The sequence below is a fragment of the Bradyrhizobium sp. SMVTL-02 genome, from assembly GCF_051853005.1.
GTDB lineage: Bacteria > Pseudomonadota > Alphaproteobacteria > Rhizobiales > Xanthobacteraceae > Bradyrhizobium.
This window is the reverse complement of record NZ_CP182469.1, coordinates 4,547,007-4,561,488: the sequence shown is the minus strand read 5'-3', so window position 1 is coordinate 4,561,488 and position 14,482 is coordinate 4,547,007. Positions and strand designations below refer to the sequence as shown.

Annotated in this window: 11 protein-coding genes and 1 pseudogene; 5 read left to right on the top strand and 7 right to left on the bottom strand. The window is 65.5% G+C overall.

Annotation, left to right across the window (positions count from 1 at the left end):
* Positions 1-20: 20 nt before the first annotated feature.
* Complete coding sequence (locus ACNJYB_RS21545; RefSeq protein ID WP_439368344.1) at positions 21-1,358, top strand: S41 family peptidase; 1,338 nt, start codon at positions 21-23, stop codon at positions 1,356-1,358.
* A gap of 175 nt (positions 1,359-1,533) precedes the next feature.
* On the opposite strand, the gene ACNJYB_RS21540 is transcribed toward ACNJYB_RS21545, so the two are convergent.
* A complete protein-coding gene (locus tag ACNJYB_RS21540; RefSeq protein ID WP_439368342.1) occupies positions 1,534-4,254 on the bottom strand; it encodes a bifunctional diguanylate cyclase/phosphodiesterase in 2,721 nt (906 codons plus the stop codon).
* Between the two features lie 300 nt (positions 4,255-4,554).
* On the opposite strand from ACNJYB_RS21540, the pseudogene ACNJYB_RS21535 reads away from it, so the two are divergent.
* Positions 4,555-4,715: pseudogene (locus ACNJYB_RS21535) on the top strand (Flp family type IVb pilin).
* Positions 4,716-4,724: 9 nt separating this feature from the next.
* On the opposite strand, the gene moaC reads toward ACNJYB_RS21535, so the two are convergent.
* From moaC to ACNJYB_RS21515, 4 genes are read right to left on the bottom strand one after another with little or no spacing between them, the layout of a single operon-like run.
* Entirely contained in the window at positions 4,725-5,240 is a 516-nt protein-coding gene (gene moaC, locus ACNJYB_RS21530) for a cyclic pyranopterin monophosphate synthase MoaC (RefSeq protein ID WP_439368340.1), read from the bottom strand.
* A 1-nt stretch (position 5,241) separates the two neighbouring features.
* On the bottom strand, positions 5,242-6,063 hold the full coding sequence (trpC, locus tag ACNJYB_RS21525; RefSeq protein WP_439368338.1) for an indole-3-glycerol phosphate synthase TrpC: 822 nt from the start codon (positions 6,061-6,063) through the stop codon (positions 5,242-5,244).
* 7 nt (positions 6,064-6,070) lie between these two features.
* On the bottom strand, positions 6,071-7,084 hold the full coding sequence (trpD, locus tag ACNJYB_RS21520) for an anthranilate phosphoribosyltransferase (RefSeq protein ID WP_439368337.1): 1,014 nt from the start codon (positions 7,082-7,084) through the stop codon (positions 6,071-6,073).
* A 14-nt stretch (positions 7,085-7,098) separates the two neighbouring features.
* The gene (locus ACNJYB_RS21515; protein WP_439368336.1) at positions 7,099-8,997 is read right to left on the bottom strand and encodes a SurA N-terminal domain-containing protein; all 1,899 of its coding nucleotides are present in this window, start codon (positions 8,995-8,997) and stop codon (positions 7,099-7,101) included.
* Between the two features lie 254 nt (positions 8,998-9,251).
* Here ACNJYB_RS21515 and tpiA point away from each other — a divergent pair, with 254 nt between their 5' ends.
* From tpiA to ACNJYB_RS21500, 3 genes are all read left to right on the top strand, one after another.
* Entirely contained in the window at positions 9,252-10,007 is a 756-nt protein-coding gene (gene tpiA, locus ACNJYB_RS21510) for a triose-phosphate isomerase (RefSeq protein ID WP_439368334.1), read from the top strand.
* A 139-nt stretch (positions 10,008-10,146) separates the two neighbouring features.
* Positions 10,147-10,530 (top strand): preprotein translocase subunit SecG, encoded by a 384-nt coding sequence (secG, locus tag ACNJYB_RS21505; protein ID WP_439368333.1) that lies wholly within the window; start codon positions 10,147-10,149, stop codon positions 10,528-10,530.
* A 166-nt stretch (positions 10,531-10,696) separates the two neighbouring features.
* Complete coding sequence (locus ACNJYB_RS21500) at positions 10,697-12,328, top strand: CTP synthase (protein ID WP_439368332.1); 1,632 nt, start codon at positions 10,697-10,699, stop codon at positions 12,326-12,328.
* Positions 12,329-12,332: 4 nt separating this feature from the next.
* On the opposite strand, the gene ACNJYB_RS21495 is transcribed toward ACNJYB_RS21500, so the two are convergent.
* Together ACNJYB_RS21495 and ACNJYB_RS21490 are read right to left on the bottom strand one after the other, a co-directional pair.
* On the bottom strand, positions 12,333-12,995 hold the full coding sequence (locus tag ACNJYB_RS21495; RefSeq protein ID WP_439368331.1) for a class I SAM-dependent methyltransferase: 663 nt from the start codon (positions 12,993-12,995) through the stop codon (positions 12,333-12,335).
* 107 nt (positions 12,996-13,102) lie between these two features.
* Positions 13,103-14,479 (bottom strand): sensor histidine kinase, encoded by a 1,377-nt coding sequence (locus ACNJYB_RS21490; RefSeq protein WP_439368329.1) that lies wholly within the window; start codon positions 14,477-14,479, stop codon positions 13,103-13,105.
* Positions 14,480-14,482 lie beyond the last annotated feature (3 nt).

The window sequence follows — 14,482 nt, the reverse complement described above, 5'->3', positions numbered from 1 at the left end:
GCAAGAAGGCTAACTCATCCATGCGGAAATCCCTGCTGTTCCCCCTTGGCGCGCTCACCGGCGTGTGCCTGACCCTTCTGGTATCCGGTCCGCAGGGCGGGCTATGGGCGGCGAGGGCGGCGGCAGGTGCGGACGATGCCTATTCCAAGCTCAACCTGTTCGGCGAAGTGTTCGAGCGGGTGAAGGCGAGCTATGTCGAGAAGCCGGACAACTCCAAGCTGATCGAAGGCGCGATCACCGGCATGGTGACATCGCTCGATCCGCATTCACGCTACATGAACGACAAGGCCTGGACCGAGATGCAGGAGACCACCTCCGGCGAGTTCGGCGGGCTCGGCATCGAGGTCACGATGGAGGACGGCCTCGTCAAGGTCGTCTCGCCGATCGACGATACGCCGGCCTCCAAGGCCGGCATCATGTCCGGCGACCTCATCAGCAAGATCGACGGCGAGGCCGTGCAAGGCATGACGCTCGAGCAGGCCGTCAACAAGATGAAGGGCCCGGTCGACACGAAGACCAAGCTCACCATCGTGCGCAAGGGTGCGGACGCCCCGCTCGACGTCGCGATCACGCGCGAGATCATCCATGTGCGTCCCGTCCGCTTCCATGTCGAGAACGGCGACATCGGCTACATCCGCGTGACCTCGTTCAACGAGCAGACCACCGACGGCCTGAAGAAGGCAATTGCCTCGATCTCCAAGCAGGTGCCGCAGGAGAAGCTGGTCGGCTACGTGATGGACCTGCGCAACAATCCGGGCGGATTGCTCGACCAGGCCGTCTCGGTGTCGAGCGCGTTCCTGCAGCGCGGCGAGGTGGTCTCGACCCGCGGCCGCAACCCGGAGGAGACCCAGCGCTTCACCGCGCATGGCGGCGACCTCACCAAGGGCAAGCCGCTCGTGATCCTGGTCAATGGCGGCTCGGCTTCGGCCTCGGAGATCGTGGCCGGTGCGCTGCATGACCACAAGCGTGCCACGATCATCGGCACGCGCTCGTTCGGCAAGGGCTCGGTGCAGACCATCATCCCGCTCGGCTCCGGCAACGGCGCCCTGGCGCTGACCACGGCGCGCTACTACACGCCGTCAGGCCGCTCGATCCAGGCCCAGGGCATCGCGCCCGACATCGAGATCCTCCAGGAGGTGCCGCCCGAGCTGAAGGGCCGGATGGACACGATGGCGGAGTCCCAGATGCGCGGCCATCTGCAGGCCGCCGACGGCGCCGAGCAGACCGGATCGCAATCCTACGTCCCGCCGGAGGAGAAGGACGACAAGGCCCTGCATGCGGCCTACGACTTCCTCCACGGCGTCACCGCGAACGCGGTCGCCGCCAAGCCCGCGCCGAAGGCTGCAGTGCCGAACTAGACTTTCCGATCTCCAGAAACCGATCGCCCGGGAGCGGATGACCGCTCTCGGGCGAATTCGTCTTGCGGGCTGTCGCGGTGATCCGTCGCCCGGATGGAGCGCGGCGCAGTCCGGGATTCACACTACGCGAAAAATCGCGCGGTGGGGTTGGGTCTGGCCTTCGCGACGTTCCGACCTAACCGGCCTCGCGCCGGCGGCCCGCGCTGCCTTCGCGCCGGGCGAGCCGGCTGCGATGCAGCGCGAACAGCTCCAGCATCTTGTCGGCAGGCTTGGCGGCGCTGAATAGATATCCCTGCATCTCGGTGCAGCCGAGCGTGCGCAGCAGGCGCTGCTGCTCCTCGGTCTCGACACCCTCGGCCGTGGTCGCCATGCGGCGGGCGCTGGCGAGGTTGACGACGGCCTGGACGATGCTGGCGGAGCCGTCCGGGCCGGCGATATCGTCGACGAAGCAGCGGTCGATCTTGATCTTGTCGAACGGGAAGCGGTGCAGATAGCTCAGCGAGGAATAACCGGTGCCGAAATCATCGAGCGCGATGCGTACGCCAATGGCGCGGAGCTGGTGCAGGATCGCGAGCGCCGTGTCGTCGTCGCGAATCAGAACCGCCTCGGTGATCTCGAGTTCGAGCCGGCTTGCCGGAAGGTTGGAGGCGGCGAGTGCCGCCATGATCTTCAGCGCCAACGTACCGCTCTTGAATTGCACCGGCGAGACGTTGACGGCGAGGCGGATGTCGTCGGGCCAGCCGGCCGCATCCCGGCAGGCGGTCGCCAGGACCCATTCGCCGATCTCGTTGATCAGGCCGGTATCCTCGGCGATGGGGATGAACTCGGCCGGCGAGACCATGCCGCGCTCGGGATGGCGCCAGCGCACCAGCGCCTCGCAGCCGGTGATGCGGTCGTCCTTCAAGCCCAGGCAAGGCTGGTAATAGACCTCGAGGCCCCCATGCGCGATGGCGTGGCGCAGGTCGATCTCGAACTGCCGACGCTCGCGGACCTTGGCATCCATTTCGGGCTCGAAGAAGCGGTAGGTGCGGCGTCCCGCGGATTTGGCGGCGTACATCGCAAGGTCCGCGTTCTTCAGGATCTGGTCGACCGCCGTGCCGTGTCCCGGCGCCAGCGCGATGCCGATGCTGGCGTCGCTGGTGAGATGATGGCCCATGCAGTCGAAGGGCGTCCGAATGGCCTGGAAGACCCGGGCGACGAGATCGTTGACCTGGTCCGGCGACGTCACCGCGCTCTGCACGATGGCAAACTCGTCGCCGCCGAGCCGCGCCACGAAGTCCGTCGGGCCGGCGCAACGGCTGAGGCTGGTTGCGACCGATTTCAGAAGCTCGTCGCCGACGAGATGACCGAGCGCGTCGTTGACCCCCTTGAACTCGTCGATGTCGATGTAGTGCACCGCGACCTCCTCGCCATCGACGATGGCGGCGAGTTCCTGTCGCAGATGTTCGTGGAACATGGCGCGGTTGGGCAGATCGGTCAGCGCGTCGTAATGGGCAAGACGGGTGATGCGCTCCTCGATGCGCCGCCGTTCGGTGATGTCCTCGTGCGTCGCCACCCAGCCGCCGTCCGTGAGCGGTTCGTTGAGGACCTGGATCGAGCGGCCGTCCGCGGTGTCGACCACCATCGAATTGCGCACATGGATGTCGCGCAGCACGCGTTCGACATATTGATCGACGTCGCCGGTGAACGAGCCGGTCGTCTTGCGATGCGCGATGATGTCGTGGAAGCTGCAGCCCGGCGTCACAACGGCGGCCGAGAGGCCATACATGTCGATGTAGCGCTGATTGCACACCATGAGCCGCCGGTCCGCGTCGAACAGCAGCAAGCCCTGGGTCATGTTGTTGACGGCGCGGTCGAGACGCTGCTTCTCCAGCATCAGGCGTTCCCTGGAGAGGCGATGCTGCTCCAGCAGCTTGCGCACGATCGCGATCAGAACGCCGGCGATGGCGAGTGCGGAAGAGGCGGCGACCGAGACCAGGATGCCGATCTGCTCGCGCCAGTCCGTCAGGGCCGCCGCGCGTGTCGTGGTGGCCATCATGAGGATCGGGTAGTGGGGCAGGGCGTGCGAAGCGATCAGGCGGTCCTCGCGGTCGACCGGGCTCATGAAGCGTCCGGCGAAGTGATCGAGCCCGAAGACCCGCTGCTGCTCGAACGCGCCGGTCTTGAAATTCCGTCCCATCAATTCGTTGGAATGGGGATAGCGGGCGAGCAGCGTGCCGTCGCGATGCAGCATCGAGATCGTCGCGCCTTCGCCGAGCACCACGGATTCGAAGAATTTCTCGAAATTCGCTGGCTCGATGCCGCGTCCGACCACGCCCATGAACTCGCCGTTCGAGCCCACGATCCTGCGCACAAGCAGGATGGTCCAGGCGCCGGAGATCCGGCTGTGCAGCGGCTCGATCAGGACATCAGGCGAATGAGGGTCGTATTTGAAGGTGCGGAAATAGGCACGATCGGCAACGTTCACCTTTGGGACGGGCCATGCCGTCGATGAATTGATCAGATTGCCGTCGGCATCGATGATGTTGACCCCGCCGATGTAAGGAAGCGCCTCGATCTTCGAGCGCAGCATGCGGTGGATGTCCTGGCCCGAGAGGCGCTTGCGATAGTCGTCCGCGTTGGAAACGCCGATCGCGCGGACGTGGTCGACGAAGTCCTTCTGGATGACCGCGAAATCCTGCAATTGCTGATCGAAATGATGGGCCAGCATCAAGACGGTGTTTTCCAGCTCGCGGCCGGAATTGCGCAGCGCGCGTTCGCGGAAGTTCTGCGCCATCAGCGTCGCGCCGACGGCGATCGCGGCGATCAGCAGCGTGCCGCCCACGACCAGCCATCGGATTGCTCCGCTGCGCGCGAAGGCATGGTCGTAAAGGCGACTGCCGAATTTCGTCATCATGTCGATCGCTGCCGCGCACACGCCAGGATCAGCTCCTGATCCTCAAAACATCCGTTGGTTTACGGGAACGGTATGGAGCAGAAGTTAGGAAGCGCGGTTAATGCGACATGAATCATCGCACAGAAACCCGGAGGCAAGCCGTGCAGGAATTGCCGCAAGACACCTGCGCTGCTGGACAGTTCCTGCGGACAGGCCGCAATCAACCAAGGCTTAACCATCTAAGGCGTTGGCGATCCTCAACTCGCCGTTGGCACGTGGGTCAGAGAACATCGCTGCCAACGACACGGTGAGGGGTTGATCGTGAAAACCGTTTTGAAGATCCATTCCCGAATCCGGTGCGACGGCGATCGAATACGTCCTGATTGCCGCCGGCATCACGCTTTGCGACCATCGCCGTGGTCAACAACCTCGGTTCGACGCTGAAGCTGAAATTCGGATCGATCAGCACGTCGCTGAAATAGGCTTGCACCTCAGGCCCGGTAATGACCGGACTTGCCGCCGAGCTTCTCGACCAGATGGATGCCCTCGATGCGCACGCCGCGCTCGACGGCCTTGATCATGTCGTAGATGGTGAGGCAGGCGACCGACACGGCCGTGAGCGCCTCCATCTCGACGCCGGTCGGACCTGTCACCTTGACGCTGGCGCGGACGAGGCAGCCCGGCAGTTTCGCGTCGGGCTCGATGTCGACCGTGACCTTGGAGAGCGCGAGCGGATGGCAGAGCGGGATCAGCTCCGAGGTGCGCTTCGCCGCCATGATGCCGGCGATGCGCGCGGTGCCGAGCACGTCGCCCTTCTTTGCGTTGCCCGACACGATCAGATCAAGCGTGGCCTTCGTCATGACGACGCGGCCTTCCGCGACCGCGAGCCGTTCGGTCGCGGGCTTGGCCGAGACATCCACCATCCGCGCCTCGCCGGAGGTGCCGATATGGGTGAGGGCGGGGCCGGCTTTCTTCGAAGTCTTGGTCGCGGAGGCCTTGCGCGCCATGTCAGCGCGTGCCCGTCGCGCGCGCTGCGTTCTCGCGCGCGAGCAGCGTTCGCGTGGCTGCGGTCACGTCGGCCTGCCGCATCAGGCTCTCGCCGACCAGGAAGGTCGACATGCCGACCCGCTCGAGCCGGGCGAGATCGGCAGGGGTGGAGATGCCGCTTTCGCCGACCATCAGCCTGTCCCTTGGGATCAGCGGCGCCAGCGTTTCGCTGGTCGCGAGCGTAGTCTGGAAGGTGCGCAGATTGCGGTTGTTGACGCCGATCATCGGCGAACGCAGCTTCAGCGCCCGGTCGAGCTCGGCACGGTCGTGGATCTCGATCAGCACATCCATGCCGTAGGCGAGGGCCGCGTCTTCGAGGTCCTTGGCGGTGGCGTCGTCGAGCGCGGCCATGATGATCAGGATGCAGTCGGCGCCATGTGCGCGGGCTTCGGCCACCTGGTAGGTGTCGAACATGAAATCCTTGCGCAGCACCGGCAGCGAGGTTGCCGCGCGCGCGGCTACCATGAAGTCAAGATGGCCCTGGAACGATGGCGTGTCCGTCAGCACCGAGAGGCACGCCGCGCCGCCGGCCTCATAGGCCTTGGCAAGATCAGGCGGATCGAAATCGGCGCGGATCAATCCTTTCGACGGCGAGGCCTTCTTGATCTCGGCAATCAGCGCGTAGTCGCGATTGGCATGCTTGGCCCTGATCGCGCGTACGAAGCCGCGCGGCGCGGGCTGCGCCTTGGCCTTGGCCTCTACCTCGGACAGCGGCTGCGCGCGCTTGGCCGCGGCGATCTCCTCGCGCTTGTACGCCTCGATCTTGGTCAGGATGTCCGACATGTCAGGCTCAGGCGTTGGAGACCGCGATCAGATGTTTTAGCCGCGCGTTCGCGGCGCCGCTGTCGAGCGATTTTGCGCCGATCGCAACGCCCTCCTTGAGGTCCTTGGCACGTCCGGCCACGACCAGTGCAGCCGCGGCGTTCATCAACGCCACGTCGCGGTAGGGACTCGGCTTGCCGTTGAGCACGCTTTGCAGCGCGATCGCATTGGCGTCGGCATCGCCGCCCTTGAGCGCACCGGTCTCGCAGCATGAGAGCCCGGCTTCCTCCGGTGTCACCTCGAAATTGCGGATCTCGCCGTTCTGAAGCGCGGACACGAAGGTCGGGCCGGTGAGGGTGATCTCGTCGAGGCCATCAGAGCCGTGCACGACCCACGCGGATTCGGAGCCGAGGTTCTTGAGCACCTGCGCCAGCGGCTGCACCCATTGCCTGGAGAACACACCGACCATTTGCCGCTTCACGCCGGCAGGGTTCGACAGCGGGCCGAGCAGGTTGAAGATCGTGCGGGTCGCCAGCTCGACCCGGGTCGGGCCGACGTTCTTCATCGCGGGATGGTGGGCCGGGGCGAACATGAAGCCGATGCCGCATTCGCGCACGCAGCGCCCGACTTGCTGCGGCTTGAGGTCGATCTTCACCCCGAGCGAAGCCAGCACGTCGGCGGCACCCGAGCGCGACGATAGCGCGCGGTTGCCGTGCTTGGCCACCGGCACACCGGCGCCTGCGACGATGAAGGAGGCGCAGGTCGAGACGTTGACCGAGCCCGAGCCGTCGCCGCCTGTGCCGACGATGTCGACCGCGTCTGGCGGTGCCGTCACGGTCAGCATCTTGGATCGCATTGCCGCGACTGCGCCGGTGATCTCGTCCACGGTCTCGCCGCGCACCCGCAGCGCCATCAACAGACCGCCCATCTGCGAGGGCGTCGCCTCGCCCGACATCATGGCATCGAAGGCGGATGCGGCTTCGTCACGCGACAGGCTGGCGCCGGTCGCCACTTTTCCAATAATCGATTTCAGGTCGTCCATCGCGTGCTTTCAACTCACTGGTTCGCGCCGGTCACCTGCGCGAAGGCGGCCTGATTAATGGTGGTCCCGATGTCGGTTTCAAGCTTGTTGACGTAGGAGGCGACCTGCTCCTCGGTCAGGGCACGGTCGAGGCTGTCCTTCAGCTTCTTGACCGCCTCCGAGGCGGCATCGACCGGGGGCTCGACGATGTCGGTGACGCGGAACACGATCACCTCGCTGCCGCCGCTCACGGGCGTCTGAGCGACGGCATCCTTGGCGGTACGGAATGCGGCCGCCACGACGGTGCCGGGCACGCTGGCGGGCGAGTCGTCGCGCTTGAAGCCGGTTGCGGTTTCGACCTTGGCGCCGATCGCGGCCGCCTCGTCCGCGAGCTTGCCGCCCGCTTCGAGCTTCTGCACCATTTCGGTCGCCTTGGCCTTCAGCTTGGTCGCGATCTGGTCCTGACGCCAGCGCGCCTCGACCTGGTCGCGGACCTCGTCGAGACTACGGTCGCGCGACGGCGTGATCGCAAGCACGTCGTACCAGACATAGCCGCCCTTGAACGAGATCGCGTCGTTGTCGACGCCGACATCGGTGTTGAAGGCCTGCGACACCACGTCGAGGCCCTGCGGGATGTTGGCCACCGGCTGGCCGTTCGGGCCGCGGCCGGAGCGATCGACGGCGTCGATGGTCACGGCGGTGAGGCCGAGCTTCTGCGCCGCATCGATCACGCTGGAGCCGCCGCCGCGCTCGTCTTCCATCTTGTCGCGCAGGTCGGCGACCTTGACGCGCGCGCGCTCAGTCGCGATCTCGCGCTTGATGTCGCCGGCAAGCTTCGCGTAGTCGGCTTCGACACCCGGCTCGATCTTGTCGACCTTGACGATGGAGGTGCCGAGGGCGCCCTGGATCGGCTGGCTGATCTCACCTGCCGGCAGCGCGAAGGCGGCATCGCCGACCGCGGCATCGAGCGCCGACTTGGTCACGAGCCCGAGATCGACGTCGGAGGCGGTCAGCCCGCGCTCCTTGCCGAGGTCCTCGAACGACATTCCGCCGACGAGGCGCTCGCGCGCGGCCTGCGCCTCGGCGGCGTTGGGGAACACAAGCTGCTGAATCTTGCGCTTCTCCGGGGTGCCGAGCCGGTCCTTGCGCTGCTCGAACAATTTCTTCGCGTCCTCGTCGGAGACCTCGGACCATTTGCCGATCTCTTCCGGCGAGATCACGACGAAGGCGATCTTGCGATATTCGGGCGCGCGGAACTGGACCTTGTGGTCCTCGAAATAGGCGGCGAGCGCCTCGGGCGAGGGCGCGTCGATGGTACCTGCCTGGGCCGCGTCGAGCCTGACGAATTCGATCGAGCGCTGCTCGTTCTGGAAGCGCGTCAGCACGTCGATCATGGCCTTCGGCGGCTCGATGCCGGCCCCGATCGTGCCGGTGAGCTGCCGGCGCAGCGACACCTTGCGCTGCTCGGCGACGTAACGCTGCTCGGTGTAGCCGAAATTGCGGATCACGGCCTGGAAGCGGTTCGCATCGAAGTTGCCGCCGACGCCCTTGAAGTTGGGGTCGTTCATGATGACCTGGCGGATCTGCTCGTCGGATTGGCCGAGCCCGAGCCGGCGTGCCTCTTCGTCGAGGGCAGCTTCCGCGATCGTCTGCTGCAGCACCTGACGGTCGAGGCCGAAGGCGCGCGCCTGGTCGGGCGTCAGCGGACGGCCGAACTGGCGGCTGATCTGCTGCAGGCGGTCAGTGTAGATCTGCCGGAACTCGTTCAGCGAAATCTCGGTGCGGCCGATCTTGGCTACAGTGGACTGGCCAAAGCCCCTGAAGATGTCGGCGATGCCCCAAATGCCGAAACTGACGATCAACACACCCATCACCACGGCCATAATGGTCTTGCCGAGCCAGTTTGATGAGGCCTTGCGCATTCCTCGAAGCATTTGGTCCAACTTGTTTGGTCAGGAGGGGAACGGGAGCGCGTCTTAATGCAGATTCCGCAAAAGCGCGTCACCAAATTGATAGATCATCATAAAGTGGCGGCTTCCCCCCCGCAACCTCGGGTCATGCGACGGCGAGAAGCTGCGGTTAAAAGCCCCAAAGCGTTTTTCGTCAGAAAACGCGTCAGAACAAGAATCTGGAACTGCGGCAGGTCCTCTGCTAGCGCATGAACAACCTCGTATCGCTGGAAATTGACATGACCGACGCCATCCGACCGCTGATTGCCGGCAACTGGAAAATGAACGGCCTGAAGGCCCAGGCTGCCGAATTCGACGCCATGCTCAATGGCGCGGCAGATGTGGTCGCGAAGACCGACTTGCTGGTCTGCCCGCCGGCGACGCTGATCGCCGCCTTTGCCCAGAAGGCACACGGCAAGAACGTTGCGGTGGGGGCGCAGGATTGCCATCCGAAGAGCTCCGGTGCTCATACCGGCGATATCGCCGCCGAAATGCTGGTAGATGCAGGCGCGACGGCCATCATCGTCGGCCATTCCGAGCGCCGTGCCGATCACGGCGAGAGCGATGCCCTGGTCAGGCACAAGGCCGAAGCGGCTTGGCGGGCTGGGGTCACGGCGATCGTTTGCATTGGAGAGACCCAAGGGCAGCGCGACGCCGGCCAGACCCTCGATATCCTGCGCGGTCAGCTCGACGGCTCGCTCCCGGATGCCTCGACCGCCGCCAATCTGGTCGTGGCCTATGAGCCGGTCTGGGCGATCGGGACGGGGCTGACCCCCACGGCTCAGGATGTCGAGCAGATTCATGGGTTTATCCGGGAACTCCTGACCTCACGGTTCAAGGCCGAGGGTACGAAGATGCGGATCCTCTACGGCGGCTCGGTCAAGCCCTCAAACGCGGCCGAGCTGATGGCCGTGAAGAACGTCAACGGCGCGCTGGTCGGCGGCGCCAGCCTGAAGGCGGCCGATTTCCTTGCCATTGCCAAGGGCTGTCCCTAGCTAACCCAAAGCTTTGGTTCTGGGCCGATCGGGGGTGGCAATACCCCCTCTGATCGTGTAACACCGCGCAACTTCAGGAAAACCCGCGAAGCGCGATAGGCCGCCGTCAGGCGCCGCCCGCTTGTGACGGAAGGACACTATGCAGACCGTTGTCATCGTCATTCACCTCATGATCGTCGCCGTCATGATCGGCGCCGTCCTGCTCCAGAAGTCGGAAGGCGGCGGCCTCGGCATGGGGGGCGGCGCGGGCTTCATGTCCAGCCGCGGTACCGCGAACCTCCTGACGCGGACCACCGCGGTCCTGGCTGGGCTCTTCTTCCTCACCAGCATGTTCCTGTCCTGGCACGCGGGCTACAGCCGCGCGCCGTCGTCGATCATCGGCACGCCCGCGTCGCAGGGCCAGCCGGCCGGAGGATCGCCGATCACAGCCCCGACTTCGGGCGGCATCCTGGATACGCTGAAGAAGGCCGATGAGCAGCCGCCGCCGGCCCCGACCGGGCCGCAGGTACCGCGCTCGCAATAAAGCAGGGGGGCCATGCAGGGCGGCGGCTACCGTCCTGCATCAACAATCCCCATCAAAGCACTGTCACCACTCTTAGTTCTGGCTCACCCACAGGCCCGCAAAATGTTTGGGGCGGAATACGAATCGCTTTGGCGAATCGAATTCGAGGGATTAGAGGTTAAGTCCCATGGCGCGGTACATATTCATCACCGGCGGCGTGGTTTCTTCGCTCGGCAAGGGTCTCGCTTCAGCGGCACTCGGTGCCTTGCTGCAGGCCCGGGGCTACAAGGTCCGCCTCCGCAAGCTCGACCCCTATCTCAACCTCGATCCCGGAACGATGTCGCCGTATCAGCACGGCGAAGTGTTCGTGACCGATGACGGTGCGGAGACCGATCTCGACCTCGGTCACTACGAGCGCTTCACCGGCCGGCCGGCGACCAAGGCCGACAACATCACGACGGGGCGCATCTACCAGGACATCATCACCAAGGAGCGCCGCGGCGATTATCTCGGCGCGACCATCCAGGTGGTTCCGCACGTCACCAACGCCATCAAGGAGTTCGTTCTCGACGGCAACGACGATTACGATTTCGTGCTGGTCGAGATCGGCGGCACCGTCGGTGACATCGAAGGCCTGCCGTTCTTCGAGGCGATCCGCCAGCTCAAGAACGAGCTGCCGCGCGATCACGCCGTCTACATCCATCTCACGCTGCTGCCCTACATCCCGAGCGCCGGCGAACTGAAGACCAAGCCCACGCAGCACTCCGTCAAGGAGCTGCGCTCGATCGGCATCCAGCCGGACATCCTGCTCTGCCGCACCGATCGCGAGATTCCGAAGGAAGAGCGGCGCAAGCTCGGCCTGTTCTGCAACGTGCGCGAAAGCGCCGTGATCGAGGCGCGCGACGTCGACAACATCTATGCCGTGCCCGAGGCCTACCACAACGCGGGCCTCGACGACGAGGTGCTCGCCGCCTTCGGCATCGGCTCGCGGATTCCGCCGGTTCTGCAGAGCTGGCAGCAGATCAACGAGCGCATCCGCAATCCCGAAGGCAACGTGACCATCGCCATCGTCGGCAAGTACACCGGCATGAAGGATGCGTACAAGTCGCTGATCGAGGCGCTCTCGCATGGCGGCATCGCCAACAAGGTGAAGGTCAATCTCGACTGGATCGAGAGCGAGATCTTCGAGAAGGAGGATCCGGCGCCGTTCCTCGAGCACGTCAACGGCATCCTCGTGCCGGGCGGATTCGGCCAGCGCGGCGCGGAGGGCAAGATCAAGGCGGCGCAGTTCGCGCGCGAGCGCGACGTGCCGTATTTCGGCATCTGTTTCGGCATGCAGATGGCGGTGATCGAGGCCGCGCGAAATCTCGTCGGCATCGAGGACGCCAACTCCACCGAGTTCGGCCCGACCAAGGAGCCCCTGGTCGGCCTGATGACGGAATGGCTGCGCGGCAACGAGCTCGAGAAGCGCTCGCAGGCCGGCGATCTCGGCGGCACGATGCGCCTTGGCGCCTATCCGGCCGCGCTCAACCGCGGCAGCCGCGTCTCGCAGGTCTATGGCGGCGCCACCGAGATTTCCGAGCGCCACCGCCACCGCTACGAAGTGAACACCGCCTACAAGGATCGCCTCGAGCAGCATGGCCTGAAATTCTCCGGCCTGTCGCCCGACGGCGTGCTGCCTGAGATCGTCGAGTACGAGGATCATCCCTGGTTCATCGGCGTCCAGTTCCACCCCGAACTGAAGTCGCGGCCGTTCGAGCCGCATCCGCTGTTCGCCTCGTTCATTCAGGCGGCCATGGTGCAGAGCCGGCTGGTCTGACGGCTCAGCGCGCGGCGGAGTAGTCGCGCGTGTGATGCATCGGCGCCAAAGCGACCCGCGTTGACGGCTCAGGCGCAAGCGATCCCGTGATCAGCTTCATCTGTGGCCGCCGCGTCAGCCGGTAGACGGCGGCGGGCGGCACGTTCAGCAAGGCACGATCCACGAGCTTTGCGCGCAGGCCCAGCCGATCGAGCACGGGCCGCGGGATCGGACAGCTCATGCCATAGGTGAACTGGTAGAAGGCGCCACCGGGGCGGACATAGCCGAACGCGCCGCTGAGGATCGAGATCACCTTTCGCCTGCTCATCTTGAGCAGCGGCAGGCCGCTCACGACGGCGCCCACGGGCGCGCCGTCATAGAGGCGCTCGTTCGCAAGCCGCGCCGCGTCCATCCACAGCACGCGCGACCCGGGAAAGCGCATTTGCAGGAGCTTCATGAAGTCGGAGCCGTATTCGATCAGCGTGAGGTCCTGCGGACGGACGCCGCGTTTGAGCAGCTTGTAGGTGAACGCGCCGGTGCCGGGCCCGAGCTCGAGAATCGGGCCCGTCGTTGCACTGATCTCGCGCGTGATGAGATCGGCGAGCGCCGCACCCGATGGTACGATCGCGCCCACCCGGCGCGGGGACGACATCCAGGACACGAAAAACGAAAGAAAATCGTTGGGCATGCGCACTCCGGCATCTTGGTTTGCACCTCGACGGAGGTGGTACGGATGCAGTGTCGCGGGAGCGCATTGCGAGAGCATTGCGCTATGGAGTGCGAATGCGAATTGAATCAGCTCTGCCGCACTTCCGGCAGCGCCATCCGGAAACAGGCGCCGCCGTCCGGTCGGTCCGTCACCGAGACGTGGCCGCCATGCAGCTGCACGATCTCGCGCACCATGTTGAGACCGAGGCCGGCACCGCGATCGAGCGGCGTCAGCCGGTAGAACGGCTCGAAGATCTGCTCGCGCTGATCGACGGGGATGCCGGCGCCTTCGTCGGTGACCTCGACACTCGCCGGCCTGCTGACGCGAATCCCGATCGTGCCGCGGCGCGGGCCATGCTGGATCGCATTCTGCACGAGATTGGTGAGCGCGCGCTCCAGCGCCGCCGCATCGCCCATCGTCTCGATCGGTGTCGCCGGCGCGTGGAGGGCCAACTCGTAGCCGGCGGCAATTGCCAGCGGCGCGAGGTCGGCGGCGACGCTTTGCGCAACGGCGACGAGATCGACCCGTGTGAAGGGATGGCCGCAGCGGTCGAGCCGCTGGATATCGAGCAACTGCTCGGCGAGCGTCGCCAGCCGCGCGGCATCCTCCAGCAGACGGGTCTTGTCCGGCCCAGGGGCCAGTGACTCCAGCCGCGTGTTCAGGATCGCGATCGGCGTGCGCAGCTCGTGCGCGGCATCGGCGACGAAGCGTTTGTGGCGAGCATAGCCCTGGTCGAGCCGCGCCAGCGCGTCGTTGATGGCGGTCACCAGCGGCACGACCTCCAGCGGAATACGCTCCACCGGGAGCCGCGCGCCGCGCTGATGGATGTCGATGCGCCGTGCCTCGTCGGCTGCGGTATCGAGCCCCCTGAACGCGCGCCGCACGATCATCGGCGTCGCAATGAACGTCGCCGTTCCCATCAGGAGCAGGCCGGGCAGGGCGATGCCGAGCAACGCGAGGGAGGTCGCGAACAGCGCCTTGGCGCCGGTCGGACGTCCTTGTGTCGCCGTGATGATTTGCACGTTGCCCGCATCGGTGTCGACCCGCTTCAGCCGCGCGGCCGGCTTGCGCGGATCGTCCTCGAACATCTGCCAGCCGAGCCGCGCCTGGCTGATCTGGTCGAGGCCGTTGCCGATCGCGGCGAATTCGGCCGGCACGGCGCCTTCGCGGAGCGAATGTCCCTGCTTGTCGCGCACCAGGAACCAGAGGTCAGGCGTCTCGCTGCGCAACTGCTGCAGCTCGGCGGTCGATCGCAAGACCAGTCCACCTTGCGCGTCGCGCGTGAGCGCGTGCTGGACGACGTCGATGACACGGTCCTCGTCGCGCCCGGCCAGAACGAAGCCGGAGGCGCAAAGCGCGGTCAGGACGACTGCAACCAGCGCGACCAGGATCGCGGCCTGGAGCGAGAGCAGGCGCCAGCTCAGTCGCGAGCGCAGGCAATAGGGATCGTCGTGTTTGCTCATGTT

Coding starts and splice junctions, on each gene's coding strand:
- ACNJYB_RS21490 (WP_439368329.1), bottom strand. CDS start 14,479: ATGAGCAAACACGACGATCCCTATTGCCTGCGCTCGCGACTGAGCTGG.
- tpiA (WP_439368334.1), top strand. CDS start 9,252: ATGACCGACGCCATCCGACCGCTGATTGCCGGCAACTGGAAAATGAAC.
- ACNJYB_RS21540 (WP_439368342.1), bottom strand. CDS start 4,254: ATGATGACGAAATTCGGCAGTCGCCTTTACGACCATGCCTTCGCGCGC.
- ACNJYB_RS21495 (WP_439368331.1), bottom strand. CDS start 12,995: ATGCCCAACGATTTTCTTTCGTTTTTCGTGTCCTGGATGTCGTCCCCG.
- ACNJYB_RS21500 (WP_439368332.1), top strand. CDS start 10,697: ATGGCGCGGTACATATTCATCACCGGCGGCGTGGTTTCTTCGCTCGGC.
- secG (WP_439368333.1), top strand. CDS start 10,147: ATGCAGACCGTTGTCATCGTCATTCACCTCATGATCGTCGCCGTCATG.
- trpD (WP_439368337.1), bottom strand. CDS start 7,084: ATGGACGACCTGAAATCGATTATTGGAAAAGTGGCGACCGGCGCCAGC.
- trpC (WP_439368338.1), bottom strand. CDS start 6,063: ATGTCGGACATCCTGACCAAGATCGAGGCGTACAAGCGCGAGGAGATC.
- ACNJYB_RS21515 (WP_439368336.1), bottom strand. CDS start 8,997: ATGCTTCGAGGAATGCGCAAGGCCTCATCAAACTGGCTCGGCAAGACC.
- moaC (WP_439368340.1), bottom strand. CDS start 5,240: ATGGCGCGCAAGGCCTCCGCGACCAAGACTTCGAAGAAAGCCGGCCCC.
- ACNJYB_RS21545 (WP_439368344.1), top strand. CDS start 21: ATGCGGAAATCCCTGCTGTTCCCCCTTGGCGCGCTCACCGGCGTGTGC.